Here is a 26,402-nt window from a genome sequence, read left to right on the forward strand (position 1 = left end):
GAGAGCTCCCGCGAGCGCGTCGTGCAGAGCTGCATGCTCAGAGAGCAACCATTCCACACCAGAACATCCAATCTTTGCCGATATCGACCTCGTATTTGCGAGCGAAGTTCAGTTTGCCATCGTCGGCGACGTCGAATACTGTCAACCCTGCTGGAACCGTCCGAACGGCGCCACCGTCGCGAACGTCAAGCGGCGCAACCGCAGCTGTGACCAGCATTCGTCCGGCCGGATGGATTGAGAATGTCCTGCAATGGAAGGTCAGGGTATCAATGGTCTGGATGAGCGTCGGCTCTCCGCTTGCGGGATTGATCGAAAACACGGCGACAGTATTTTCTCCCTCCCCATGGACCTTTCGGCCCGCGAAATCGATCGTTCCGTCCGAGCGGTTGGCAAGATAGACGAACCGGCCGTTGGGGTGCACGTGGATGGGGCCGACGAACTGGACCGGTAGCCTAGCTTCGTGGTTTTCAGCAGTATATCTTTCGAACAGCGGCTTAGGATCGATGCCTTCGTCACTCGTCCCATAGACCAGCAGCTGGTTGTTGCGTTCCATCGATACGAACATCCACGGTTTTTCCGGATGAAAGTCGACGTGCCGCGGGCCGAAGCCAAGTCCGTTTCCTTTAGTGATCGAAGTCTCATGCGAAAGCTGCCCCGCTTCAAATCGGAAGACTTTCAGGGCTCCGGGATCTTCGGGCTTGCCGGCGCCCGGATCGTTGCCGCGCGTCGGAAGCACGACGAGCTTGCCAGACGGTGAGACACGGACTTGGTGAGCATAGATGCCGGCATCGATTGAGCCGGACTGCTTGATTTCAACTCCGATGGAGCCGTTCTCCCCGAGCGCATGGACGGTCAGATCTGACGGCATGTTGTAAGCAACAAGCAGATAGCGCCCTGCCGGATCGAGCGTGAGGTTAACTGGGCGGTTCTTGAGAAAGACAGGCTCTCCAAATTGCTGCAGCCGCCCCGTGTCTTGATCGATCGCATAGACCGCGACCCCGTGCCGGTCGTCAGCCTTGGAGGTATACCGGTTGCTAAAAGCCACGTAGAGCAGCGGCTTTGATGGATGCTTCCAGGCGTACTGAACCGCCTCTGGCACGCGAATAGTGTCAATTTTCTGCAAGGCGAGCTTCGTGTCGTCGGCCTCGTAACACATCAGCTCGGACCCAACTGCGACGTAGAGGACCGCGCGAGCTGTGTTCTGCGCAGCAACTGCTCGTGGCGATAGCCCCGCTGCGGCAAGGAGGCCTACAAACGTACGGCGGCTGAGTGACACTGCGCGGTTCATGCGTTCAACTCCTCGTAACGTGCTGCTAAGTCTACTCGGCCTCAAAAGGCTGGGCCGGCGGGGCCGGACCAGCCTTCTGTTTATTAGGGCCGCTTTCCGGCTTCGTGAGTGGCGCGAGTCCATGCCCGAGCCTGATCCGAGAGGCTGAAGCCGAGGCCCGGTCGGTTTGGCACGATCATGCGTCCATTCACGACATGGAGTTTCTCGTTGAACATGGCTTCCGACCACTCGAAGTGCTCGACCCAGGGCTCGCGGCCGTAAGCCGCCGTCAGATGAAGGTGGATCTCCATGCAGTAATGGGGAGCGAGCTGCAGCTTCTTATGGTCGGCAAGCGCGAGGATCTTCAGGAAGGGGGTGATGCCCCCGACGCGGGGGGCGTCTGGCTGAATGAAGTCGACCGAATTGTGCCGGATCAGCTCGTAATGTTCATCGACGCTTGTTAGCATCTCACCCGTGGCGATCGGGGTTGCAAGCTCCTTGGCGAGCGCGGCATGCCCTTCGTAATCGTAAGCATCCAGCGGCTCTTCGATCCAGGTCAGGCTGAACTGCTCGGCAATGCGACCAAACCTCAGTGCAGTCGTGCGGTCCCATTGCTGATTGGCATCGATCGCCAGCGGTACGTCGCCAATATGTTTGCGCACTGCCTCGATGCGGGCGAGATCAACCATCGGGTCGGGCTGGCCGACTTTGAGCTTGATGGCGCCGATGCCCTTTTCGAGCGCCATCGAGACGCGCTCCTTGACCTCCTCGATGGGCATGGAGAGATAGCCGCCGGATGTGTTGTAGCAGCGAACCGAATCTCGGTGGGCGCCGAGCAATTTGGCCAGCGGCAGCTTCGCTCGCTTGGCCTTGAGATCCCACAACGCAATGTCAAAGGCGGCAATTGCCTGGGTTGACAGTCCACTACGCCCGACGGAAGCGCCGGCCCAGACCAGCTTGTCCCAGATGCGCGCGATGTCATTGGGATCCTCACCTATAAGTTCACCGGCAATTTCCTTGGCATGAGCGAACTGCCCGGGCCCTCCCGCGCGCTTCGAATAGCTATAGCCGATGCCACTATGGCCCTGCTCGGTTTCGATCTCCGCGAACAGGAACGCGATCTCCGTGAGCGGCTTTTGGCGGCCGGTAAGCACCTTCGCGTCGCTGATCGGTGCGGCAAGTGGAAGGAAAACCAGCGATAGCTTGACCCATGCGATTCGATCGGTGGTGGCTTCGCCGGGCGCAAGTCCCGCAGCTAGCGGATTGGCAATGATGCGTGTCGTGTTTTGCATAAAGTTCATCTGTTCGTCCTCTTTCGTCGTTGAATACTCTTCTGCGGCCCGGCGTCTATTCGGCTGGTATTGGCGCAGCGCGAGGAAGCTCGGGCCTTTCCTGAATGACGGCACGTTGAATCGGGCCCACGATGACCCAGTAGCTGATAATGGCGAGTAGGCCATGGAGGCCGACATAGAGCAGCGCGCCATTGAAGGATCCGGTCGCTGCAAGGATGTAGCCGATCGCAACCGGGGTCGTGATGCCGGCAGTATTACCGATCGCGTTGAAGACGCCGCCGGTCAGCCCGATGACTTCTTTTGGCGCGGTATCGGCCACTACGGTCCAACCTAGCGATCCAAAGCCCTTGCCGAAAAAGGCGGCGCTCATCAGGACTAGGATCAACGTGGTGGAGTCTGTGTAATTGCAGCCGATGATCAGCATCGTCATCAACAGACCAATCGTAATCGGCGTCTTCCTCGCGGTGCTTAGCGATCCGGTCCTGCGAAGAAGCCAATCTGAGAAGAAGCCGGTCATGACGCCGCCAACGAAGCCGGCGATGGCCGGGATGGTCGCCACTAAACTTGCGTCGAGTACCGAAAAGCCGCGGGCCTTGACGAGATAGCTCGGAAACCAGGAGACGAAGAACCAGGTGATGGATGTAATGCCGTACTGCGCGAGGAAGATGCCGACGAGCATGCGGCTGCGGAAGACTTCGGCCAGATCCGACCATTTTGGACCGCGCTCGGCGGAGCGCACAGGAGCTGCGCCGAGGTCGACAAGGCCGCCACCAGAGCGAATGTGATCGAGTTCAGCTGGCGCGACTTTTGGATGTTGAGCAGGCGGATAGTACGTGACGAACCAGAGGGCGGAGAATGCGAGCCCTAGGACGCCCATCACAGTGAAGATGTGCTCCCAGCCGAAGCGATGATCTAGATAGCCCATCAAAGGCGTGAAGATCACGAGGGAGACATATTGCGCGCTGTTGAAGATCGCGCCGGCAATGCCGCGCTCGCTCGATGGAAACCAGGCAGCGATGATGCGCCCAGCAGCCGGCCCGACTGGAGATTCGAACACGCCAAGCAGGAAGCGCAAGGCGAGCATGGCCAGAAACGGATAGGCGAGCCAGGCCACGCCGCTCATCAGGAACGTGACGACCGACCAGAGGATCAATCCGACCAGGATGCTGAGCTTTGCGCCGAGCTTGTCCGTGATCCAGCCAGCGGGCACCTGAGCCAGCACGTAGGCCCATGCGAAAGCGGAAAACATCCAGCCGAGTTCGACCGGGCTGATGCCAAGAGCCTTGGACATATTGGGGCCCGCGATCGAGAGCGTCGCTCGATCGCCGCTGCTTAGTGCCAGCAACATCGTGATGAGTGCCAAGATCACGAAACGAAATTGGAAGCGCGCCACTCTGCTCCCTGACATACGATCCTCCCGTCGAGGTTTTCCCGGATCGATCTCTCGCCGATCACGGAGCCCAACCTAGACGCAGGATCAATTCACGTCTAAACTCAATTTTGGATCGAGCTAATACCTTAAAGTTATCAATGATCGAATTTGCACAAATTCGTGCCTTTGTTGCGGTTGCCGACGAGCTTCATTTCGGGCGAGCGGCCAAGCGCCTCAACATGACTCAGCCGCCACTCAGCCGGCACATCCAGATGCTCGAGCAACAGCTCGATGTGACGCTGCTTGAGCGAACGAGCCGGTCGGTTGAGCTGACCGTCGCTGGAAGGGCGTTTCTCTCTGAAGCGCGAGGGCTGCTTCAGCAACGGGAGAATGCGGTGAAGGCTGCGCGACAAGCAGCCTTATTGGCTGGTGGTGCCCTGACGATCGGCTTCGTGGGTGCTACAACTTACGGGTATTTGCCTTGGCTTGCCTCGTGCTTGCGCAGCGAACTACCGCACATCGAAGCAAGCTTTGTCGAGCTGACCTCGCGCGAGCAGCTCGAAGCTCTCAAATCAGGGCAAATCGATTTCGGCTTGGTGCGCCCATTGCAGACGGCCGAGACGGTCAGAAGCGCATGCGTGTTCCGCGAGGAGCTGGCGCTCGCCCTGCCACTCGATCACCCGCTCGCGGGGCGGCGCCGGCCCGAGCTTGAGCAGCTCGATGGGCAACCCTTCATCATGTATTCGAGCGCTGGCCCCTACATGAACTCGCTGCTGACCATGGCGTTTGGAGCCGCCGGCATCCGGCCGAATGTCGTGCAGTCGATGAGCCAGGCACAAGCCATCCTCGCGCTGGTCAGCACGGGGTTGGGTCTTGCGATTGTTCCCGGAGAGACCCGCAATGCCTGCTTCGACAATGTCGTGTTTCGGCCTATCCGCTTTGGGCGCTCTATCTTTGCTGAATTGCACGCCATCTGGAGAAGTGACAATCGCAATCCTGTTTTACCGCGCCTGCGCGAGCTTGCCTTTCGGGACGAGGGCAGCGGTGTCCGCCGGCCCTTGCAGCTGCAGCCCTAGAGGCCACTAACCAGAACGCGGACCCGGATTCGGTCCGCCACCGCCGCCCTGGGGTGGCTCGTCGCTTACTTCTGCAATGATGTTAAATGGTTGACGAAAGGTCGTAGTGAAGGCCCTGCGTCACTTCGATAAGATTTATCTTATTGTCAACCTTGTGTATTATAAGAAAAAGCTTATTACCGCGGGAAATATTAATATGGTATTCCTTATAGATTTATCAGCTCGTTATATGGTATATCTTATCGGATGAAAGACGCTATCCGGCATCTCGACAGCCGCTTTGCCGCGCTCCGAGCGCTCTCGCACTCCCAGCGCCCTCCCAAGGGCTGGATTCGCGCGATCCGCGACGCCCTCGGCATGACCACCGCCCAATATGCCAAGAGGCTGGGGGTTTCGCAGCCACGCATCGTGGAACTCGAAAAATCCGAGCAAGGCGGCAGCGTAACCCTCAATACGCTTCAACGCGCGGCCGAGGCCCTCGGCTGCAGGCTGGTCTATGTGCTTGTACCCGACCGCCCCCTCGCAGAAGTTGTAACCAAGCGAGCTGCTGAGGTCGCCGAGCGGCAATCACGAGCTATCGAGCAAACGATGCGGCTCGAGGACCAAGCGGTGGAGGACAATCAGGCTGCCCGCGCGCTTCGGGAACAAGCGATCGAGGATTTGTTGAAACGCCCCGCGCGCCTCTGGGACGACGAATGACTGAGACTGATCTGCATGCCGCCGACGATCACGCGACACCGCTGACCCCTCAGGAGCGCGAAGATCTTATCCCAACGCACATTACCTTACGTAGCGAGTTGAACGAACTGGAGCAGCAGAACATCGCGACGGCAAACCGCTGGGCGTTTGGCCGCCGCAAGGTTCCGACGCGGGAAAGTTTTCTCAAGAGTTTGCATCGGCGCATGTTCGAACGCGTCTGGCGCTGGGCTGGAAAATTTCGAACGACGGAGCGCAATCTTGGTGTCGCGCCACATCTGATCGAAATTTCGCTGCATCAGGTGCTCGACGACGCAAGGTATTGGATTGAGAACAACACCTATCCACCGGACGAACTTGCGGTTCGCTTCCATCACCGCCTCGTATCCGTACATCCGTTCCCAAACGGCAACGGTCGCTGGTCACGATTGGCTGCTGACTTGTTGATCGTGCAGCTTGGGGGCCGGCGCTTTACATGGGGCGCCGCCGGCTTGCAGACAGCCGGCACCGCACGCAGGGCCTACATTGCAGCGCTTCAGGCTGCCGACAACCATGATTTCGGGCCCCTCATCGCTTTCGCGCGATCATAAAATGCCCGGCCCACCATCGGGCAAACCCTAACTAAACCAAGGCGCTTTCCTTAGCTAACTCGGTCTACGTCGGAATCAACAGCAGGGATCCGCAGATTTCGCCTGTAGAGCAGCCGTTCGAACGCATACTGTGTGAGCAAGAGATCGAAAGGCTCGTTACGCTGTTTGCAAGATTGAGCAGGCGGCCACGGATGGATGCTCCGACATTCGTCAGCGGCCTACGCATTCAAGGTCAGCGTCTCAAGGCGCGGCTGAACGATTTTGTCCCATATGCCGGCTTCGGCGGCGTATTTTGCGATTTCGGAGGGTGTCGCTTTGCGCAGTCTGATCGCGTCTTTCATCGCTTGCGTGGCGTGCGCAAGGCCTGTGGGGACGTTGTAGAAGGCTTTTTGACGTTGGCCGCTCTTGAAGAGATCGACGATAGTTTTGGCCGGTGTGTAGATCGGTACCGAGATCCCTTCGATGGTGTAATGCTTGATCCCCTTGTCAAACTCCTTGGGACCAAAGCGCGTAATTTGAATGCGAGGCCGCGCAATCTTGGGCCGCCAGTCGCGCGGACCGATCGCCATCCATACATAGGGCGGGATGCGGTCTGTCAGCTCATGGAAGGCGAGCGCAGACTCGTAACAGATGACGCCGTTTCGAATGAGTTTCGCAGCAACTGCGAGCGAGTGGTTACTGTCGAGCAGTGCATCGGGTAGCTGGTAAAGGCCGCGGCTGAGCTGATTGAGCGTGCCCTTCTGTTCCATTCGGGAAATGGTTGCGGCCGTGATCCCTTCCTGGAGAAATTCAGAAAGGCGCATCATGCCCCGCTTCTGAAGAAGCGAGATCGCCCTATCCCTCTGGCGTTGTGGTTGCTTCCTCATGGAAACCCGCATGATACAAAACCTTGCAAGTGTCAAGATTTTGCACAAGGAGTTATATCAATGCGACGTTCCCACAAGACAAATGCCTTTTTGAAACCAAGCACATAACCCCTCGCTTCACTGGCTCGGAATCTGCCCCTCCGGGTCTCACCATGTGGGCAACCCGGCTGGATGAGGCGCACCAAGCCTGCGACAGGCTGGATGGTCTCGTCTCGTGAACCTAAAATTGGGCCATGTCTGAACACGAAGTCGAGTGGTCGCCGGAGCTGATCCATCCTAAGAATGTCGCCGGGACGGCGCTTCTGGGAAAGGCCTGCGATATTCTCGAGCTGATCGGCAGATCACCCGGCGTCCTCGACCAGGCGCGTCTTGCGGACCAGACGGGCATCCCCAGGGCGACCCTGTATCGCATCCTTGCGGCGCTGATCTCGCGTGGACTGATCCGGGCAGATCCGCGCACCCAGGCCTACACGCTTGGTTTCAACTTTCTCGATCTTGCACAGAATGCTTGGTCGTCGTCTGACCTTGCGTCAATTGCGTCCGTAGAGTTGAGGCGCTTACGCGATTTGACCGGTGAGACCGCCTATCTCGCGGTTCAAGACGGTCACCACGTGCTCTCGCTCGGCCGCTTCGAGAGCGCACATTCCGAGCGATCCAATGCGAGGCTCGGCGCGCTTAAACCGATGCATTGCACAAGCCAGGGCAAGGCGATCCTCGCTCATCTCTCCGACGCGCAACTCGACTTGGTGGTCCGCGACGGGCTTGCCAAGTTTACCGAGAAGACGATTTGTGACGGCGAGCAGTTGAAGGCACATCTGGCCATCGTCCGTGCGCGCGGCTATGCGATCGATGACGAAGAGATAGTTCTCGGCACCCGCTGCGTCGGAACGGCTATTCTCGATCCCGCCGGCAAACCGCTTGCGGCCATCAGCGTGGCCGGCCCGACTTTTCGCATCACCGCCGAGCGCGCCGAACGATTAGGGCAAGAGCTCGTTGATGTCGCAAGACGGATTTCGAGCCTGCTCGCACCTGCCATCAAGAGCGCTCGGCATGATCCGGGAAATTACAAGGTCTGGACGAAGAGCACAGCCTTTGTGGGCGCGGCGCCGCGCTGGGATGCGCGCGCGCAGAACTTGGTTTGGGCCGACCTGTTGGCGCCTGCTATCCGCGCCGACGGCGGGCATCCCTTCACCGTCTCGCTGCAGGCGCTCTCTGAGGGCATCAACTCGCTGTGCCTTGTCGAGGGCGGCGTCGCCTATTCAGTTGGCCATGACATCGTGATCGACAATTTATCGGGCGGCCAGGAGCGCATTGAAGGAAAGCCGGGTATTTCCTTCAAAGTGCTGCGCGTCTCGGAGGCTGGTGAGATCTGGGCAGCAGCCTACAGCGCCGAGGCCAACATAAGCCTGGTTGGACCGTGGCGACGGCAATCGGGGATGGAACCGGTGTTCGAAGTGCAAGGCCAGGTGAGCGACATCGCCTTTTGCGGTGATGCCGGCCTGTTCGCGACGGAGCCATCGCGTCAATGCGTCTATCTGCTTGAGCGAAAGGCGGCGCGAAAGCGAAAATTCGCCGATATTCCGAAGGTCGCGGGCGCTCCTTGCGCCCTCGCCGTCGACGAGCAATTTAACCCATGGGTTGGATTGTCGGACGGCTGGAGCGTCGTGAAGCTTAATGAGAGCGGAGAGATTGAGCGAACCGTCGCCCTCCCCGTGCCAAGACCAACCGGTATCGCGTTTGGAGGAGCCTCCCTGTCCGAGCTCTTCGTGACCAGTGCCCGCACCGGCCTGTCGCGCGAAAGCCTCGCCAATGCTCCTCTTTCGGGACACCTCCTGTCGATCGATGTCGGCGAGCGCGGCCTCGCCGATCCAGTCGCAAGGCTTTGACCCAGGCCACTCGCATTATGCCCCAAAGCAACACCGTACCCAAGATCATCTCACTGCAAACCTTTCCGGTGCGCATTCCGTTCGCCGATGGCGGCCCGGGCACGGGCGGCACGCCGTCCCGCTGGCATCGCCTCGACATGGTGCTGATTCGTATCGAAGATGAGGATGGGCATGTCGGCTGGGGCGATGCCTTTGCCTATTTCTGCTTGGAGGCGGTGCGCGCGGCCGTCGATCACATGATCGCGCCGTTTGTGACCGAGGCAGCCATCGACGATATCGCTGCCTGGAACCTGGAGGTGCAAAAGAAACTTCATCTCTTTGGACGCTACGGCATAACCATGTTCGCGCTGTCAGGGGTCGACATCGCGCTGTGGGACTTGAAGGCGAAACGGCAGGGCGTGCCGCTATGGCGGCTTTTCCGGGCGAATGCGCCGACGCACCGGCCGGCCTATGCGAGCCTCGTCAGGTATGGCGACAAGGACCTCGTCGCTGAGCAATGCAAGCGGGCGCTCGAGCGCGGCTACCGGCACATCAAGCTTCACGAGATCGCCCCGGATGTAATCAGGCACGCGCGCGAGGTCATCGGGCCCGGTGTCGCGCTGATGGTTGACGCCAATTGCGCCTGGTCCATGCAGGAGACGATCGCTTTGCGAGAAACGTTCCGCGCCTGCAACACCTTGTGGGTGGAGGAGCCGGTATTCCCGCCCGACGACTACAAGAGTATGGAGGAGATTGAGAAGGCCGCAATCCCCGTTGGCAGCGGTGAGAACGCCAGCACGGCCTTTGATTTCATGCGGATCATCAACGCTGTTACCTATCCACAGCCGAGTATGACAAAAGTCGGCGGGATCTCCGAATTCGTCAAGATCTTGGCCGCATGCGAGCGACACGGTAAGAGCGTCATGCCACATACGCCTTACTTCGGGCCGGGATATCTTGCGACCCTGGCGATGCTGCCTTTGATGCAGGAGAAGACGCTGATCGAGTTCCTGTTCGTCGACCCTGAAGTGTGGCTCGCGAGCACACCGAAGCCGGTGAAGGGGGTTGTCAGCGCATCTGATCGCATCGGCATCGGCTTTGAACCAGATCTCGATGTCCTCAAGCGCTACGCTCCCCGCACCTGATCTCAACATGTGAGACGGCGCACTCGCTGCGAGCTTGATAGGCCTTCCGCCGAGCACTGCTGCCGCTATGGTGATGCCTGAAGGCAAGCATTGCACTGCTTGCGCTGGTTTAGATTCCGTTCTTGGAGGTAGATACGCATGGCTCCGATTGCTTCCCAAACCCTCGAAAAGCTGAAGGCCTGCTCGACAGCGACGCTGACCACGCAGCTCTTCAAGCGCAACTATCGTCAGCAATTCCTGGTTGGGATCACGCCGCTCAATCCGAGCGCTGGTGCGTTTGCCGGGGAGGCTTTCACCTTGCGCTTCATTCCCTCGCGGGAAGACAAGGACTGGGATCTTTCTGATCTCCGCAAGCGGGGTGAGGACAATATGCAGTGGGAGGCCGTGGAGGCGATTGGTGCAGGCCAAGTCCTGATGATCGACAGCCGCAACGACCCGCGTGCCGCATCGGCCGGCAACATGTTGATGACGCGCATGATGCGCAAGGGCGTTGCGGCAGCCATTACCGACGGCGCATTCCGCGACGGGACAGAAATCTCAAAAATGGCGTTTCCCGCTTACTGCAGGGCCAACACGGCCTCGACGCGCCCTGCCTATCATCGCGCGGTTGACATGCAATTGCCAATCGGCTGCGCCGATGTTGCCGTTTACCCCGGCGACATCATCGTCGGGGACAGCGATGGCGTCGTCGTCATCCCACGTGCCATCGCCGAGGAGGTGGCGGAGGAGTCTCATGAGCAGGAGCTGCGCGAGAGATTTCTATTCACCAAGATCGATGCTGGCGCGCCTCTTTGGGGCACCTACCCGCCGAACGAGGCAACGCTGAAGGAATACGCGGAATGGCGAGCCCGGCGAGCGGCGGAGTAAAGCGATGGGTGCGCTCACGAAAGCCGCGCAGGCGGAGGCCTTGATCCGCCGATACTTTCAAGCCTGCAACGATGCCGATCACCAGGCGCTGCTGGACTGCTTCACGAGCAATGCTGTCCACTATTTCCCACCCGGCCTGCCTGGTGCGCCCTGGCGCGGCGCTCAGGCAATAGCCGACGGCTGGGTCTGGTGTGTCAAAACGATGGGATCGCGCTGGACCATTGAGAAGGTTCTGGCCAGCTCGGACGGCCACGAAGCGGTGATCGAATGGACCCATTGGAAGACGGCCCTTGGTGAGGTGCTGCGCGGCGATGAATGGTACGTCTTCAACGACGACGTCACACGGATTGCCGAGATCCGGGCCTACTATGCCTCTCCCGTCAACAAGGCCGAGACAGTCAACAAGCTGCATGACTTCGACTATGAGGCCAGGGGCTATGCCATGGCGCCGCCCTCGCCTCCGCCCAAATTGTCCTGAAGCGCCCGGGCCTGTTCATGACCTCACTGACCGGAAAGACACGCGTTCATGCGCTAATAGGCTCGCCTATTTCGCAGGTGCTGGCACCGGGCTGGCTGACCAAGCGAATGGAGGATGCCGGATATGACGGTGTGCTGGTGCCGCTGCAGGTCGAGAGAGGCAATCTTGACACGGCTCTGGCGGCCCTCAAAGCAATGCTCAACATCGACAGTATTCTTATCACGCTGCCACACAAATTCGGGGCGATCGCGCATTGCGACCGCCTGTCTGATCGCGCCAAGGTCCTCGGGGCGATCAACGCCATGCGACGAGAACAGGACGGCCGCTGGCTCGGCGACAATTTCGACGGTGCCGGTCTGACTGCCGGATTGAAGAAGGCGGGCCATGCCATCGCCGGCAAAAACGTGTTCATGGTCGGCGCGGGCGGTGCAGGCTCCTCGATCGGCGTCTCCATGCTCGAAGAAGGCGCCCGCCGGTTGACCTTCCACGACCTCGACGCGTCAAACCAGAACAGCCTGTTTGACAGGCTTAGTAAGGCATATCCAGGCAAGGTCTCCATCGATACTGCCGTTCCTCGCGATTGCGATATTGTCGTCAATGCGACGTCGGCAGGCTTGCGGGACGGCGACCCGCTACCAGTCGATCCCGCTCAACTTGCGCCGCACATGATCGTTGCCGACGTTATCACCGATCCGGTCCCGACAAGGCTCCTGTCGGAGGCAGCCAAGATTGGCTGCGCCACGCGAGACGGCACGCACATGCTGGATGGACAGATCGCGCTTCTGTTCTCCTTCATGACCTCTGGTCATTGAGCATCAGACCGCTCACTAACGGCGACAGTCTCACGAAGTGAGACGATCTCTCGCGGACAATGAAAGACGGGCTTCACGTTGAAAGCCGCGCTCGCTAACGTTTCGCGCAATCATAACAACAATACTTGGCACTCTGGAGGAGACACTTGCGAACGCCATCGAGGCGGTCGGGCCAAAGGAATCGATCGCCGCCTGCTCCCTGAGTGGTCGCTCTGCCTGGCACCGCCGCGACGAGAATAACGCCGGGGCGGAAGCGGATGCGCTCCGAATACCGAGTCCGAATCGACCTCTTCTAGCCGAAAATCTGGGCGTAGCTCTAATTCGAACAGTCAATTGCCATCGGGAGGATTGAAAATGAAGACTCTTGCTAGAGTTTTGACAGCTGCTGTTGTCTCGCTGGCCCTCTTGGGGCAAACAGCGACAGCCGGGACGCTTGAGAAGATCAAGTCCGCGGGTATCATTCGCATCGCCGTCGATCTCAGTGTCCCTCCCTGGGCATTCAAGGACGAAGACCTCAATCCCACTGGCTCGGAAGTCGAAACAGCTAAGCTCTTGGCTGCCGATCTCGGCGTGAAGATGGAGATCGTGGGGACGAACAGCGCCAATCGCATTCCTTTCCTGATGTCGCATCGCGCAGACGCAGTCCTTTCGGCCTTGTCGATCACTGATGAGCGCAAGAAGCTGATCGCGTTCTCGCTGCCATATTCTGGAGCGACGTCCTATGTGGCAGCACCGAAGAGCATGCAGATCAAGACGTTCGCTGATTTGTCGGGAAAGCGCATTGCCGTCACGCGCGGCACGACGAACGATGCGGATGTGACTGCGGCGGCCCCGCGAGATGCGGAAATCGTGCGCTTTGAGGATGAAGCAACGACCATGACGGCGGTCGTGTCCAACCAGCTTGACTTGGTCGCGCAGGTGCCGACCCTTGTCGACCTGATCAATAAGAAGAACCCGGCCAAAGAGCTTGAGCTGAAGCTGCCGCTTCGGACCGCGCCTATGGGTGTTGGCATGCGTAAGGAGGATACGGATCTGAAGGAATGGGTCGACAGCTGGGTGAAGAAGAACATCGCCAACGGAAAACTCCAAGCGATCTTCAAGAAGTTTCAGGGCGCCGACCTGCCCCAGGAAGTCATCGCCGCGTCTCAATGACATGGCCTACGGCCCTTGAAACGAGCAAAGTCCTATGACTTACAATTTCGACTTCGCAGCCGTGCTGGCTTATTGGCCGCTCCTGTTGGAGGGTATCTGGACGACGCTACGGCTCACTTTATTCTGCACGGTGTTCGGCATCCTTTTAGGTGGTGCCTGCGCCGTGGTCCGGACCGGCGGGCCAACCTGGGCCCGTTGGATCGTCTCCTTGTATGTGGAGTTCATCCGCAATACGCCGCTGCTCGTGCAGTGCTACTTCCTAATCTTTGGCATTGCGAGCATGGGAATTCGGTTGCCCATCCTGGTTGGTGCGACCATCGCGCTGACGGTCAATATCGGAGCTTATACGACTGAGATCGTGCGTGCGGGCATTGAATCGATCCATCGCGGCCAGCTTGAGGCGGCGACCTGCCTTGGACTGTCGCGCACCCAAACCTATCTGCATGTGATTATTCGGCCAGCGCTGGAGCGCGTCTATCCGGCGCTGTCGAGCCAGTATGTTCTGTTGATGCTGGCCTCGAGCATCGTGTCCTCGGTTGGCGTTGAGGAGCTATTCGGGATCTCTAACCGTATCCAGAGCGAGACTTATCGCAATTTCGAAATCTTCGTCGTGCTCGGCGGCATCTATCTAGGTCTCGCCATACTGGTACGTGGGGGTTTTGCTCTCCTCGGGCTTGCGATGTTTCCTCGCCGCCGCAAGCTCGGAACCCCGCTGTGAGCATGGAGATAGCAGATGAATAGCGCCTACATTCTCTCGTTGCTCCAGGGGCTATGGGCGACGGTCGTATTGAGCCTGTTAACTTTCCTGTTTGGCGGCATCGCCGGCTTCATCGTCGCTCTGGCACGCATCTCGCGGAATTGGGCGATTTCGCGCGGGGCGGCGGCCTATATCGAGATCATGCAGGGACTTCCGTTGCTCGTCCTCATGGGTCTGTGCTTTTACGGGCCGAGCATTTTGGGCTACGACTCCTTATCTCCGCTGACGGCAGCGACCTTCGCGCTCACACTTTACAGCAGCGCCTATCTGGGCGAGATCTGGCGCGGCTGCATTCAGGCGGTGGCGAAGCCGCAATGGGAAGCCGCAGAGTGCCTCGGCCTGACGCGCTGGCAGCGCATGAGGGCTGTCATCCTGCCGCAAGCTCTGCGCATTGCCATTCCACCGACAGTCGGCTTCTTGGTCCAGATCGTCAAGAACACATCGATCGCCTCACTTGTGGTCGGATACGCCGAGCTCTCCTACAACGCAAAGATCATCAACAACGCAACATTTGAGCCGTTTCTCTACTTCGGCATCGCTGCCCTGATGTACTTTGCGATCTGCTATCCGCTGTCGGTTCAAAGCAGAGCCCTCGAAAGGAAACTCAATGTCGCCAATCGTTGAATTAAAGGACGTGCGCAAGAGCTTTGGCGAGCTGGAAGTCCTTAAAGGTGTCACCTTTGAGGTGAACAGGGGCGAAGTCGCCGCTATCATCGGCCAGAGCGGATCGGGCAAGAGCACGGCGCTACGTTGCATGGATCGCCTGGAGACCATCCAAGGCGGCTCGATGCTGATCTGCGGCCACGAGCTCCATGATGACGACATCGACTTGAAGTCTTTGAGACGCGATGTCGGAATCGTTTTTCAAAGCTATAACCTCTTCCCGCACCTGACCGTGGCCGAAAATATCATGTTGGCCCCGCGCATGGTAAAAGGCATGAAGCAGCGGCAGGCCCGCGAAATTGCGGATACTGTGATCGCCAAAGTGGGGCTGCGGGAGAAGATGGACTGCTATCCGGAACAGCTTTCCGGCGGGCAACAGCAGCGCGTAGCCATTGCCCGCAGCCTTGCCATGGAGCCTAAGTTGATGCTGTTCGATGAAGTGACTTCAGCGCTCGACCCGCAGCTTACGGGAGAAGTGTTGCGTGTCATGGAGCAGCTCGCGGCCGACGGCATGACCATGATCCTGGTGACCCATGAAATGGCCTTTGCCCGCAAGGTGGCGGACCGCGTCATTTATATGCGCGATGGCAAGGTGCACGAAATGGGATCGTCGGACATCCTGCGGATGCCTGCGACGCCCGAGCTGGCGGCGTTCGTCGCCGAATCAGCTGAGCATTAAGCTGCGGCAGTGAACGGGCGCTCAAACGGTCCATCTCAAATGGTTTGAATGGCGTTCTATGATCACCAACCAGCTTTTGACGGCCGGTGCGGCTCGACTTGGCTTCTCGGCGTCCGCTGGCGGACGCGTGACCTCTCTCGAGCTGTGCAGCAGCAAGGGTAGCGGCTTGCCGCGACGGGTCTTGCGTCCGTTCCCGGCCGGGGTAGAGCCCGCTCAGTTACTGCGCTGGCCCAAGGGTGGTATCTATCCCCTCGTCCCCTATAGCAACCGCGTGAGGGATGGGGTTCTTCTCTTCCAGGGTAAGCGGTACGAGCTTGCGGCCCATCCCGACGCGCTGCCGCATACGTTGCACGGGCATGCGCACAGGATGCCTTGGGAGACGATCTCGCTGACGCCATCGCAGGTGACGATGCGATACTCGCACAAGGGAGGCGCCGACTGGCCTTGGGCGTTCAGCGCAACTCTTAAGGTCGAACTTGAACCCTCGCGTGCCATATTTTGTCTCAATCTTCGAAACGAGGCGCAGACGCCGATGCCGGGTGGAATCGGCCTGCATCCCTATTTCGAGCACCAAGTCGATGACAACATAGAGTTTGACGCACCGATCGACTGGGCCGTGACGACGGACTATCTCGCCGCGCTGCCGGATGCCCATTCTGCCGGGCCCACAGCAGATTCATTGCCGCCCGGTGAGGTGACGCTTTATCGCAGTGGATGGCGCGGGCTCTGCGTTATTCACCGCTCGAATGGTGATCGGATTGAAATGCGAGGGGATCCTGCATTTTCGCATTTTGTGCTGCATCGGCCCGCTGATGCCGCACATCTATGCGCAGAGCCCGTCAGCCACGTTGCGGACGGGTTCAACCTGTTCGCTCGCGGTTGTGCTGACACTGGAACTGTGATTCTGGAACCCGGAGACGAGCTGAAGGGCTCTGTTGTGATTTCCATGAGTTGATAGCCGCGGATGGTCAAAGCTGCGGATGGCGTCGGACATTTGGTCTCCCTTTGCAAGCGCCGCGCCCCGGCAGGGATGGACCGTTCAGGCGAGCATTGTTCGAAAGTGCCAAACATTGCGAGACCCTAGCCTGCCAGTTGCATGCATTACCGAGAGATTCCGCTGAGCGGACGAAGTAATTCAGGGAACATAGACTGATGTGAATAGGGATAGGGTGCTGGCGAGGCGCTCACTTGGTTCAAGCGCTCCACCTCCTTGATGGAAAGTTGCCAGTCGAGGGCTGCGATGTTTTCAACGAGCTGTTCGGCCGTGCGGGCGCCAATGACGACACTTGAGACGGTTGGCCGGGCGAGTAGCCAATTGATCGCAACTTGAGACGCGCTTGTCCCGCGCTCCTGCGCGATATCGTTGAGCGCATCCACGATGTCAAAGAGCTTGGCGTCGCGCTCGGTCAGGCCTCCGAATTTCGCCGCTCGGCTGTCGGCCTGCGGCGGCCGGTCACGGCTGATCTTGCCGCTAAGCTTGCCGCCGGATAGCGGGCTCCATATGATGGCGCCTATGCCCTGATCGAAACCCGCGGGCATCAATTCGTGTTCATAGTCCCTGCACAGCAAGGAATAGTGGACCTGATGCGAGATGGGGCGCGGCAAGCCAAGCCAGTCAGCGGTGGTGGCCATCTTGGCCAGCTGCCATCCGGAGAAGTTAGACGCCCCAATATAGCGGACCTTCCCGGCCTTGATCAGTTCCTCGAAGGCGCGCAGTGTTTCCTCGATCGGTGTATTTTCGTCATAGCCGTGGAGTTGCAGCAGGTCGAGGTGATCGCAGCCAAGTCGCTTCAGCGAGGCCTCGCACGCCATTATGATGTGCTGCCGGCTCGCCCCCATTCCGTTCGGCCCGCTATGCGAGCGGTAGCCGAGCTTGGTGGCGATCAGGGCCTGCGATCGGCGTGAGCCCAGAGCCTTTCCGAGGATTTCTTCCGCCGCGCCCATCGAGTAGACGTCGGCGGTGTCAAAGAGATTCAGCCCCGCATCGAGGCATATGTCGACGAGCCGTCGGGCCTCCGATAGATCGGTCGTGCCCCACTTGCGAAAGAACTCGTTCCCACCGCCGAAAGTCGCTGTCCCAAAGGCCAGGGCTGGGATCCTCAGCCCTGAACGGCCGACACCCCTATGTTCCATCACATTGTCCTAGCCATAAGCACCCTGTGCTTGCCTCGTTGCAAAGCGGCTCATTTTGGATGCTCGATCTCGGGGGAGCGTCATCAGACTTCATCAATCACAGCGCCCATCTCGATCCGGGTCTGGCTCGACACAAGAGCACGGATCCGAGCCTTGCGGACGGGAGCGTGCCTGGAGTTACGGTGCGCCTCGACGGCCTCGTAGTCGTCGAAGAGTTCATTGGACATGAAAGTATCCGGCAGCACCACGCCATCAGGATTAACCGCCTGCAGGATTTCGAAGCGACGACAGCCAGGCTCCTCCGCCAGGGCGATTGCCGCAGCCTCTAGTAGTGTAGCCCTCAATTCCTCCTCACAACCCGCCTTCGCGACAAAGCGCGCGACGATGGCTAAAGTTCCTGACATGGCTTTCTACCTCAAGAGCGGAGAGACGGTCGCGGCATATGCCGACCGATAAGAAACAAGAAATAAGCCGCCGGTCGTCACGGGCGCGAGCGCTAGAAATCGAAAGGATCGCGCTCGACGAGACTAACCCAACGAAAGCCTCCCCTGGCGCACTTGGAAGGGGCTCAATTTAGCCGAAGGCGCAGGTCAAACCGGCAGCCCAGAGCTTCTCAGAAAGGACTGCCTGGCTTGGATCGCATCGGTTCGTGCAAACCGATGCGCTAAGATGCAAAGAACCGCTAGTCAGTCATTGAAGGGTATACCAGGCGCCGGTGTCGTCGGAAGCCCCGGCTCGGTAATGCGCGCGCAGTTGCTTGGCGTCTTTTTGCCTTCAAGTGTCTGTTTGAAGAACGCCAATGCGTCCGGGAAAGCGGCAATCAGGCCCCCGTTGTGAGTGGCACCAGGATAGGTGTTCCAAACGACCTCGTTTCCGGCCGAGCATAAGGCCGCCACGGCTGCATATTGGCGACGGGGCGGCAGTACTGAATCGGCCAGACCCGTGCCAAGCAGAACGGGCACCGGCAGCCGCACGGGCTTCATGTCGGTCGGAGACGCAAGGCTCGCTTCGATGTTCGCGATCGGTTGGACATAGGCGTTGTCGGCGGTGACAGTATCTTTCTGCGCGATCGCGCGCATCTCGCCGGTGCAGCCTTCTCGTGCTGCGCGTAAGACGAGCCTTCCCTTGTCAGTCACGAGGTTGTCTACGGGGGGTGCCTCATCGGGAAGCGAACCGCCGAGCATCATGAGGGTGAGGTAAATCGGCGAGCCAACCTTGAATGCCTCCGCAGGCCGGTAAGGGCCGTCGGGAAAGGTCGACACGACCCCTGTGGCGACTGTGGCGAGCAAGGGTACATCTGGCGCATAGTTCGGTGCGACCGTTGTTGCGCCCAAAGCTGCGCCTGAGCCTTGCGACTGACCACTGATGAAGACCTTGGGAGCGAGCTTGTCGCCATGGGCGGCGCGCGCTGCCCGGACGGCATCGAGCACGGAATGCCCTTCAGCTTCCCAGATCAGGTAAGGATGCGGGCCGGGACCGCCGAGACCCTGGTAATCGGTGGCAACGACCGCAAACCCATTCTCTAGCCATTTTTGGATGTAGGTTGCATCGCGCGGCTTGTGCCCGGCCCAGGACGGCGCGCACACGTCCGCAACGCCCAGCGTGCCATGAGCCCAGGCCACGAGGGGCCAGCCTCCGGCCGGCGGTTCTCCAACCGGCAGATACAGTGTCCCGCTCACCGGTACGATCCCGGCGTGCCAACGTACATCCGTCGAACTGTAGAGAATGCGTTCGGCGAGAGCCGCTTTCGTGATCTCCGGCTGGGCCTTCATTGGCTCTTCACGCAGCATCACGCCCGGCCTTGTGGGCAGCGGATCGGTCCAACGATAAAAAGCCGATAGGTTTTGATCGCCCCATTGGGGGCCAGTCGGCAGCGCGGTGTTCTGCGCGAAGGCCTCGGATAATGCCAAGGCCGAAAGGATCGAGATTGCGAGCACCGACTTCATTGTGAACCTGTTGGGATTGAGCTTTAGCAGCCTGTTCATTTTCTTCATCCGATCTGGTTCCATAACGGGCTATCGTGCGATGGACTTGAGCGCCTCTTCATGGGCAGCGCGCAGGAGGCCGAGAATGTAGCCGTTTGCGAACGCAAAGCCTATCACGTAAGAGGGATCATCCTGATGACGCGGACTATGATCGGCCAGCAGTGAGCCGCCGCTGTCGCGAAGCAGGCGAATGATGTTGAACAAGTCCACATCGCCCTCGTCATGATAGACCTCGACGAAGTCGTTCTGGCTGGCGCGGACATTGCGGAAGTGGATCTGATGAATCTTCTTTCTCTTGATCAAACCGTATAACAGCGCAAGCTGATCAACCCCTTCAGGCATCGATTCCCGTGAGACCCCGGTATCGTATTGAAAGCCATTATGAGGTGAATCGTACAGCTTCTCGTATTTGAGCAGCGCGTTCGCATAATCGCCGGCATCGAAGCTGTCGACACCGAGATAGCCGAGAGGCAGGCCGCCCGGATCGTAGGGGTGGCAAGCCATTTTGACCCCGCTCTCCGCGGCCACGGGGATGACGCGGGACGCCCAAACATGCAGGCGCTCCCAATAGTCGTCCGCTGAGACACGGCCTGCAGGGGTCGGCGGGAGGTCGCGCCAATTGTCTTCTAGCTTGAACGCGTCGTATTCCGACCCACCACGGCCCTGAACTTTGCGATTGCGCCGGATCGGGGTCAAATTCCAATGATAGCTGATGATCTTGACCCCGGCGCGGCCGGCGGTTTGGACGTTTTCGCAAATCAGATCCAGATAACGGTCGCGTTCCGGCCCCGGCGCCATCGCGATGTACGCCGAATCCATCCGGATGCTCTCCCAGATGAGATCGTTTTTCTGCAGCGTGTCGGCGATGCGCATCATGCCTTCGAGGCTCCAGCGCGTGGTGGGCTGAAGCCGCGCGCCTCCCATGCCCGTGCCGAGCGCCTGAGCGCGAGCAAGCGCACCCTCGTCGGGCGTATCGCTTCCAAAGACGTCCGGAGCGGCGTTTCTCGTCTCCAGCGAGACATCGAGATAGCGAATGCCCCACCGCTGGTGCCACTGCATGTTCTGCCGCGAGGTCACCGGTCCTCTGTCGAAGTTGCGTTGGCCACCCAGCCTGATCTTGTCGTTGACGCGCACGGCAAGCGAAGGGACGCCGCCGCTTGGCTCCTGCTCCGCGACCGCTGCACCTGACATGCCAGCGCTGGCGGACATGGCCAATAGGGCCTTTGTAAAGTCGCGCCGATCCATTTGTTGCATCTCCAACACGCCAGATCAGGATAGCGACTTCAGCAGCAGGGTCGCGATCACAATCATGATCGCCCCGCCGACACGAGTGGCGATCTGGGCGAATGCCATGAGGCCCATGCGATCGGCGGCGCCAAGGATGGCAACATCCCCGGTGCCGCCCAGTCCCGAATGGCAGGCGGTGACGATCGCAGCCTCGACCGGATACATGTTTAGCCACTTGCCGACATAAAAGCCGGAGGCAATCATGGCCAGCACGGTCGCGGTGCAGATCATGATGTATCCCGGGTTGAAGGAGGCGACGAGTTGTTCCCATTTGACCAGCAATGCGCCCATGGCGACGAGGATCGCAAAGGTCAGGTTGGTCGACATGAACTTGTTGATCTGGTAGGCGCCGAGCTCCATCTCGTTCGGTAGGATCTTGGTCAGCTTCAACGCGACCGCCGCGATGATCATCATGATCGGTCCAGGTATCCCTGTAAATGGCGCTAGGGTCATGCCAAGCACGAATAGACCGCAGGACAGCACCATACCTGCTCCCAGCAATCCGAGATCAATAGGCCGATCGGGCCGCACGTCGCCTAGGATGTCATTGTCGCCGGTCTTGACCAGCATGCCCTGCCCGCTCAGATCGCGCCGTCTCTCGCCAAGGCGCGCAAGAAGCCCGGCGCAAACGATTGCGACCACGTTGCCGAGCAATGCCGCAGGCACCATGTGTGCGACAAGATCGGCTTGCGGCCGCTGCAAGATCTCGGAATAAGCAATGGAGAGCGGCAATACGCCCTCGGCAAGGCCGCCGCCGACGATCGGAATGATGATGAAGAAGAACGTGTCCTTGGGAGTATACCCGAATGCCAGCCCGACCAGAATGCCGGCCGAGACGGCGGCAATGGTCCCGATCAGAAGCGGAACGAACATGCGGATGAAGCCTTGAACCAAGACGCGGTAGGGCATTCCGAGGATTGAGCCTGCGACGAGACAGGCGATGAAGAAGTATTGAAAATTGGCGGTCCGGAACGTCGTGGTGATTGCTTTAAGGGCGGCATCCGGCATCAAGCCATAGCTTACCAGTGCTGCCGGAACGAACAGGCATAGGATCGCGGTCCCACCGATCTGCTTGAGAACCGGTATCGTCTGGCCAAGCTTGCCCAGCAGAAAGCCGAGCAGCATGAGGACCAGGAGACCGCCGATCACATCGTTCGGGAGCTTTCCAGAGTAAACCGCGGCAGCACAGACGATGGCCGCTCCGACGTATATGCTGATTGGCAACGGGCCGATCTTGACGCCGTTGAGCTTCGTCGAAGGGATTGCCTCCGGCGCGGCCGGACGAAAAGTCGTGTCAACCAAAGTTCCCTCCAATTTTGTTATTTTCGTCATCCGGGCTGCGGCCAGTCTGCTGGCCGCGAGGACTGGCTTGCCAGTCAGAAGATCCAGGGATTCTCCGCAGCATGGCGTGCTTCGAAAGCGCGGATGTCGTCAGCAAGGACCAGGGTTGATGCGACGAAATCCCGGCCCGTCAGGAACGCCTCTTTCCTCGTCGGCTCGATGTCGAATTTGATCGGGCGGCGGCCACGGTCGAAGCGGATCGTCTGCGCTGCAAGATCAACGAAGACGTCGTTGCGCTCACGATGTGCCACAGCGTTAGCGATCTCAGCTACGAGATCGGGTTCGAGCGAGATCGTCAACAGGCCGTTGTTGCCGCAATTGTCATTGAATATCCCGGCGAAGCTGGTGCCGATCAATGCCCGGATGCCGAGCTGTTGAAGCCCCCACACCGCGTGCTCGCGGCTCGAACCGCAGCCGAAATTTGGGCCGACCACGAGGAAGCAAGCGTTGCGATAACCGTCCTGATTGAGAATAAACTCGGGATTGGGTTTACCGGCGGAGAAGCGCAGCAGATTGAAGGCGCCCTCGCCCAGCCCGCTCCGGTCCACGCCCTTAAGAAACATTTTGGGCATGATCACGTCGGTGTCGATGTTTGGCGACATCATGGGTGCAGCGACGCCTGAAACTTGATCGAATGGCATCATTGGCCTGCAACTCCCAGCAGTGAACGAACGTCAGCGATGTGGCCGGTGACCGCGGCCGCGGCCACCATTGCCGGACTCATGAGATGCGTGCGGGCGCCTGGTCCCTGGCGGCCTTCGAAATTTCGGTTGGTCGAGGACGCACACCGCTCTCCGGGCTTGAGCACATCGTCATTCATGGCAAGGCACATCGAGCAGCCGGATTGCCGCCATTCGACGCCGGCATCCGTGAACACTTTTGCAAGGCCTTCAGCCTCGGCTTGCGCTCTGACGTGGGTCGATCCCGGCACTACGATTGCCCGTACACCGGCCGCAACACGGCGGCCACGAAAGACCTCGGCCGCGTCGCGCAAATCCTCGATGCGCGAATTCGTGCAGGAGCCGATGAACGCAAAATCGATCGGGACGGATTGAATGGGATCACCGGCTCGAAGCCCCATATAGCTCAGGGCGCGAAGGGCCGCGGCCTTGCGTTCAGGCGCCACCTGTTGCGCAGGATCGGGGATAATATCGGTCACTGCAATTGCCTGGTCGGGGCTGGTTCCCCAGGTGACGAGAGGGGCGACATCCGCGACATCGAGCGCAACCTCGCGGTCGAACCGGGCATCGGGGTCCGAGGCGAGCGTCAGCCATTTCTTGGCCGCTCGCTCCCACATCTCGCCCTTTGGCGCGCGCGGCCGGCCCTTTAAATAGTCCAGCACCTTCTGGTCCGGGGCGACCACGACACCACGCGCGCCCGCTTCGACGATCATGATGGACATGACGATGCGGCCTTCGACGCTCATGTTTGAGACGACGGGGCCAGTGAACTCAACGGCATAGCCAGTAGCCCCGTCGGCGCCGATCCGCCGGATGATCTCCATGACGATATCTTTCGGCGTGACCCCGAACGGGACGTCTCCGGTGAGGTGGATGCGCATCGTTTTGAGGCGTCGGTAGCGCACCGTCGAGGTTGCAAGATAGTGCTCGATATCGGAGGTCCCGATGCCATAGCCGAGCGCGCCGAAGGCGCCATAGGCGGTGCTGTGGCTGTCGCCGGCGGCGATGACCATACCTGGCATGACGAGGCCCTGCTCGGGGGCGACGACGTGCTCGATGCCTTGGCGCGGATCGAGAATATCGAAATATTCGATGCCGAAATCCCGGGCGTTTTCAGCGAAGTAGTCAACTTGGCGCGCGGCGCCGCTATCCGGCATGGCGCGGGTGCGTTGTGCGGCTGTAGGGTTGACGTGATCGACCACCATCAGCGCCGCTTTGGGATTCCAAACTTTCCGCCCCGCGGCGCGCAGGCCGGCAAACGCCTGGGGGCTGGTATACTCGTTGAGGACGGTTCGGTCGACGTACAGCAGGACGAGCCCGGCATCATCCAGATTGCGGACCACATGGGAGTCCACCAGCTTGTCATACAACGTGCGCGCGGCCATCCCGCCTTCCTCCAAAGCTTCTTTCCGGCCACCGTGACGCGCGCGCGACTAGAAATCCAATGCCGGATGCTGATATCGTTATGCAAGGCCTGCATAAACGAGAGCTCTCCATGGAGATCAACTGGTTATACGATTTCATCGCGGTTGCGACAGCGCGCAGTTTTTCACGGGCCGCAGAGGAGCGAAACTGTTCCCAGCCGGCGCTCAGCCGGAGGATACAGGCGCTCGAGGTCTGGGCTGGCGCATCGCTGCTCGATCGCACCACGCACAGCGTCAATCTGACGCCCGCTGGTGAAGCCTTTCGTCACACTGCTGACGATATCGTGCGCAGATTGAGTGCCGGCCGGCTCGAGGCGCAGGAGCGGGCGCGCGGTGCCTCGGACGTACTGAAGTTCGCCTCGACCAATGCGCTGTCGCTGACGTTCTTTCCGGATTGGCTGCGTCGCATCGAGACCGAGCTACCATTCGTGCCCAACGTACAGCTCGTTGCCAATCATATGGAAGGCTGCGAACGGATCCTCTTGGCGAGCGATGCCCATTTTTTGCTTTGCCATTATCATCCGGCCGCCACGACGGCGTTGACGCCGTCGCATTTTCGCTCGCTGCATGTTGGTGACGATCGGCTGATCCCCGCATCGGTGCCGGTTTCGCGCCGCAACCGCAAGCCTCGCTTCAAGCTTCCGGGAACGGAGGGCGCGCCTGTACAGTTCTTGAGCTTCCGTTCAGAATCAGGGATGGGACGGATCCTGGAAGCGGTGCGTGCCACCTCCCCCTTGCAAGCTCATCTTCACACAACATTCACGTCGCATCTGGCGAAGCTTTTGGTCACGATGGTTCAGGCAGGCCGGGGCATGGCGTGGCTGCCGGAAAGCCTGATCAGTGATCAGCTTGCCTCTGGCGAGATTGTCGCGGCAGGCGGGCAGCAGTGGTACGTGCCGATCGAGATCCACGTATTCCGGCCTAAACTGCGGCTCGCCCAGGCGGCGGAGGCATTCTGGCAGCACATCGAGAAAGCAGCCACACATTCACGATGACGTAAGTAAAGTTGATGCCGCAGCAGTCACGCTTTTGGCCCGGCTATCTCAGTCGCTTATCAGCAGCGATGAAGTCGATAAATGTCCGGACCTTGGCTGAGAGGTATTTGCGCGTCGGATAAACCGCGAACAATTGGCTTTCGAAGATGCTCTGCTCCGGCAGCACTTGTTCCAGGCGCCCGGCGGCGAGATCCTCGCTGATCAGCCATTTGGGCAGCACCGCGAGCCCCATGCCTTCCAGGGCGGCCAGGTGCAGCAGAGTCTCGTTGCCGCTGAGCAAAACGGGGTTGAATTTGATAGTCTGCGTCCCACTTTCGCCCTGGATGGTGATACTCTCGCCTGGAGAGTGCAGCGCATAGTGCAAGAGGCTGTGTCCGGACAATTCAGCCAGATTCTTCGGGCGCTTTGCGCGATCGAGATAAGCGGGCGTGGCAACCATATAAAATGGGACCCTTGTGATCGGCCGCGCGATCAATGCCTCGTCAGGCGTGCCCGTCGCACGCAAGGCCAGGTCAAAACCTTCCTCGACCAGATTGACCAATCGTCCACTGAGATCGATGTTCAGCCGCACCTGTGGATAGCGAGCCTGATAGTCTGCCAAGACTTTCGAAAACTTCGGATTGGCCATCCAGACCGGTGCGGTTAGCCGCAATGTGCCGCGAGGAACTACGGTCACGTTGCTGACGGCCGCCTCTACCTCATCCAGGGACTCGAGCATTTGACGCGTCTGCTCGAAATATAATGCGCCGCTTTCGCTCAGGCTGACGCGTCGGCTCGTGCGGTTGAGCAGCCGTGAGCCCAGACGCTTCTCAAGCTGCATCACATGCTTACTCGCCATGGCGGGCGAGATGCCCAGCCGCTCTGCCGCGGCTGCAAAGCTCTTGAGCTCGGCAACCAGGCAAAAGACCTTCATGCTGACCAGCGTATCCATTCAGATCATCAACATATAGGAAATGAATCCATCCCAAAACAGATAATGA

Annotated in this window: 26 protein-coding genes; 14 read left to right on the top strand and 12 right to left on the bottom strand. The window is 59.6% G+C overall.

Annotated features, from left to right (window positions below):
- Positions 1-37: 37 nt before the first annotated feature.
- From L6639_RS29315 to L6639_RS29325, 3 genes are all read right to left on the bottom strand, one after another.
- Positions 38-1,288, bottom strand: coding sequence for a lactonase family protein (locus tag L6639_RS29315; protein ID WP_164933592.1), 1,251 nt, complete (start codon positions 1,286-1,288; stop codon positions 38-40).
- An 83-nt stretch (positions 1,289-1,371) separates the two neighbouring features.
- Positions 1,372-2,568: an L-talarate/galactarate dehydratase gene (locus tag L6639_RS29320; RefSeq protein WP_373291656.1), complete on the bottom strand. Its 1,197-nt coding sequence runs from the start codon at positions 2,566-2,568 to the stop codon at positions 1,372-1,374.
- A 46-nt stretch (positions 2,569-2,614) separates the two neighbouring features.
- Entirely contained in the window at positions 2,615-3,967 is a 1,353-nt protein-coding gene (locus L6639_RS29325) for an MFS transporter (protein ID WP_128930054.1), read from the bottom strand.
- Positions 3,968-4,089: 122 nt separating this feature from the next.
- Between L6639_RS29325 and L6639_RS29330 the strand changes: the two genes are divergently transcribed.
- The 3 genes from L6639_RS29330 (at position 4,090) to L6639_RS29340 (ending at position 6,293) form a co-directional block, all read left to right on the top strand.
- Complete coding sequence (locus L6639_RS29330) at positions 4,090-5,007, top strand: LysR family transcriptional regulator (RefSeq protein ID WP_128930053.1); 918 nt, start codon at positions 4,090-4,092, stop codon at positions 5,005-5,007.
- 246 nt (positions 5,008-5,253) lie between these two features.
- Complete coding sequence (locus tag L6639_RS29335; protein ID WP_128955143.1) at positions 5,254-5,706, top strand: mobile mystery protein A; 453 nt, start codon at positions 5,254-5,256, stop codon at positions 5,704-5,706.
- Complete coding sequence (locus L6639_RS29340) at positions 5,703-6,293, top strand: mobile mystery protein B (protein WP_128930051.1); 591 nt, start codon at positions 5,703-5,705, stop codon at positions 6,291-6,293. Before L6639_RS29335 ends, L6639_RS29340 begins: the two co-directional genes overlap by 4 nt.
- A gap of 218 nt (positions 6,294-6,511) precedes the next feature.
- Here L6639_RS29340 and L6639_RS29345 read toward each other — a convergent pair whose 3' ends face one another.
- Positions 6,512-7,171, bottom strand: coding sequence for a type IV toxin-antitoxin system AbiEi family antitoxin domain-containing protein (locus tag L6639_RS29345; RefSeq protein WP_313753859.1), 660 nt, complete (start codon positions 7,169-7,171; stop codon positions 6,512-6,514).
- A gap of 221 nt (positions 7,172-7,392) precedes the next feature.
- Between L6639_RS29345 and L6639_RS29350 the strand changes: the two genes are divergently transcribed.
- From L6639_RS29350 to L6639_RS29395, 10 genes are all read left to right on the top strand, one after another.
- Positions 7,393-9,045, top strand: coding sequence for an IclR family transcriptional regulator domain-containing protein (locus L6639_RS29350; protein WP_128930050.1), 1,653 nt, complete (start codon positions 7,393-7,395; stop codon positions 9,043-9,045).
- The gene (locus L6639_RS29355; RefSeq protein ID WP_237864938.1) at positions 9,042-10,169 is read left to right on the top strand and encodes a mandelate racemase/muconate lactonizing enzyme family protein; all 1,128 of its coding nucleotides are present in this window, start codon (positions 9,042-9,044) and stop codon (positions 10,167-10,169) included. Before L6639_RS29350 ends, L6639_RS29355 begins: the two co-directional genes overlap by 4 nt.
- A gap of 138 nt (positions 10,170-10,307) precedes the next feature.
- Complete coding sequence (locus tag L6639_RS29360) at positions 10,308-11,036, top strand: ribonuclease activity regulator RraA (RefSeq protein WP_128930048.1); 729 nt, start codon at positions 10,308-10,310, stop codon at positions 11,034-11,036.
- 4 nt (positions 11,037-11,040) lie between these two features.
- A complete protein-coding gene (locus L6639_RS29365) occupies positions 11,041-11,514 on the top strand; it encodes a nuclear transport factor 2 family protein (protein ID WP_128930047.1) in 474 nt (157 codons plus the stop codon).
- A 17-nt stretch (positions 11,515-11,531) separates the two neighbouring features.
- A complete protein-coding gene (locus tag L6639_RS29370) occupies positions 11,532-12,326 on the top strand; it encodes a shikimate dehydrogenase family protein (RefSeq protein ID WP_128930046.1) in 795 nt (264 codons plus the stop codon).
- A 354-nt stretch (positions 12,327-12,680) separates the two neighbouring features.
- Positions 12,681-13,478, top strand: coding sequence for a transporter substrate-binding domain-containing protein (locus tag L6639_RS29375; protein WP_128930045.1), 798 nt, complete (start codon positions 12,681-12,683; stop codon positions 13,476-13,478).
- A gap of 34 nt (positions 13,479-13,512) precedes the next feature.
- Positions 13,513-14,196, top strand: coding sequence for an amino acid ABC transporter permease (locus tag L6639_RS29380; protein WP_128930044.1), 684 nt, complete (start codon positions 13,513-13,515; stop codon positions 14,194-14,196).
- Positions 14,197-14,211: 15 nt separating this feature from the next.
- Entirely contained in the window at positions 14,212-14,859 is a 648-nt protein-coding gene (locus tag L6639_RS29385) for an amino acid ABC transporter permease (RefSeq protein ID WP_128930043.1), read from the top strand.
- Complete coding sequence (locus L6639_RS29390; RefSeq protein ID WP_128930042.1) at positions 14,843-15,577, top strand: amino acid ABC transporter ATP-binding protein; 735 nt, start codon at positions 14,843-14,845, stop codon at positions 15,575-15,577. Before L6639_RS29385 ends, L6639_RS29390 begins: the two co-directional genes overlap by 17 nt.
- A 58-nt stretch (positions 15,578-15,635) precedes the next feature.
- Positions 15,636-16,532 carry an aldose epimerase family protein gene (locus tag L6639_RS29395; RefSeq protein WP_128930041.1) on the top strand — a complete coding sequence of 299 codons (897 nt, stop codon included), beginning with the start codon at positions 15,636-15,638 and terminating at the stop codon, positions 16,530-16,532.
- A 146-nt stretch (positions 16,533-16,678) separates the two neighbouring features.
- Here the strand turns inward: L6639_RS29395 and L6639_RS29400 are convergent, their stop codons facing one another.
- From L6639_RS29400 to leuC, 7 genes are all read right to left on the bottom strand, one after another.
- Positions 16,679-17,710: an aldo/keto reductase gene (locus L6639_RS29400; protein ID WP_128930040.1), complete on the bottom strand. Its 1,032-nt coding sequence runs from the start codon at positions 17,708-17,710 to the stop codon at positions 16,679-16,681.
- An 83-nt stretch (positions 17,711-17,793) separates the two neighbouring features.
- Positions 17,794-18,114, bottom strand: coding sequence for a putative quinol monooxygenase (locus L6639_RS29405; RefSeq protein ID WP_128930039.1), 321 nt, complete (start codon positions 18,112-18,114; stop codon positions 17,794-17,796).
- A gap of 282 nt (positions 18,115-18,396) precedes the next feature.
- A complete protein-coding gene (locus tag L6639_RS29410) occupies positions 18,397-19,704 on the bottom strand; it encodes a lipase family protein (RefSeq protein ID WP_232995552.1) in 1,308 nt (435 codons plus the stop codon).
- A 21-nt stretch (positions 19,705-19,725) separates the two neighbouring features.
- The gene (locus tag L6639_RS29415) at positions 19,726-20,940 is read right to left on the bottom strand and encodes a mannonate dehydratase (protein ID WP_164933591.1); all 1,215 of its coding nucleotides are present in this window, start codon (positions 20,938-20,940) and stop codon (positions 19,726-19,728) included.
- A 24-nt stretch (positions 20,941-20,964) separates the two neighbouring features.
- Positions 20,965-22,284, bottom strand: coding sequence for a 2-hydroxycarboxylate transporter family protein (locus tag L6639_RS29420; RefSeq protein ID WP_237864939.1), 1,320 nt, complete (start codon positions 22,282-22,284; stop codon positions 20,965-20,967).
- Between the two features lie 74 nt (positions 22,285-22,358).
- Complete coding sequence (gene leuD, locus L6639_RS29425) at positions 22,359-22,967, bottom strand: 3-isopropylmalate dehydratase small subunit (RefSeq protein ID WP_128930036.1); 609 nt, start codon at positions 22,965-22,967, stop codon at positions 22,359-22,361.
- Positions 22,964-24,388 carry a 3-isopropylmalate dehydratase large subunit gene (gene leuC, locus L6639_RS29430; protein WP_128930035.1) on the bottom strand — a complete coding sequence of 475 codons (1,425 nt, stop codon included), beginning with the start codon at positions 24,386-24,388 and terminating at the stop codon, positions 22,964-22,966. The genes leuD and leuC overlap by 4 nt, the downstream gene beginning before the upstream one ends.
- A 59-nt stretch (positions 24,389-24,447) precedes the next feature.
- Between leuC and L6639_RS29435 the strand changes: the two genes are divergently transcribed.
- Positions 24,448-25,422 (top strand): LysR family transcriptional regulator, encoded by a 975-nt coding sequence (locus L6639_RS29435; protein ID WP_237864940.1) that lies wholly within the window; start codon positions 24,448-24,450, stop codon positions 25,420-25,422.
- A gap of 43 nt (positions 25,423-25,465) precedes the next feature.
- On the opposite strand, the gene L6639_RS29440 is transcribed toward L6639_RS29435, so the two are convergent.
- Entirely contained in the window at positions 25,466-26,353 is an 888-nt protein-coding gene (locus tag L6639_RS29440) for a LysR family transcriptional regulator (RefSeq protein WP_128930033.1), read from the bottom strand.
- Positions 26,354-26,402: the final 49 nt, after the last annotated feature.

The sequence above is a fragment of the Bradyrhizobium zhengyangense genome (assembly GCF_022012555.1).
Classification (GTDB): Bacteria; Pseudomonadota; Alphaproteobacteria; order Rhizobiales; family Xanthobacteraceae; genus Bradyrhizobium; species Bradyrhizobium zhengyangense.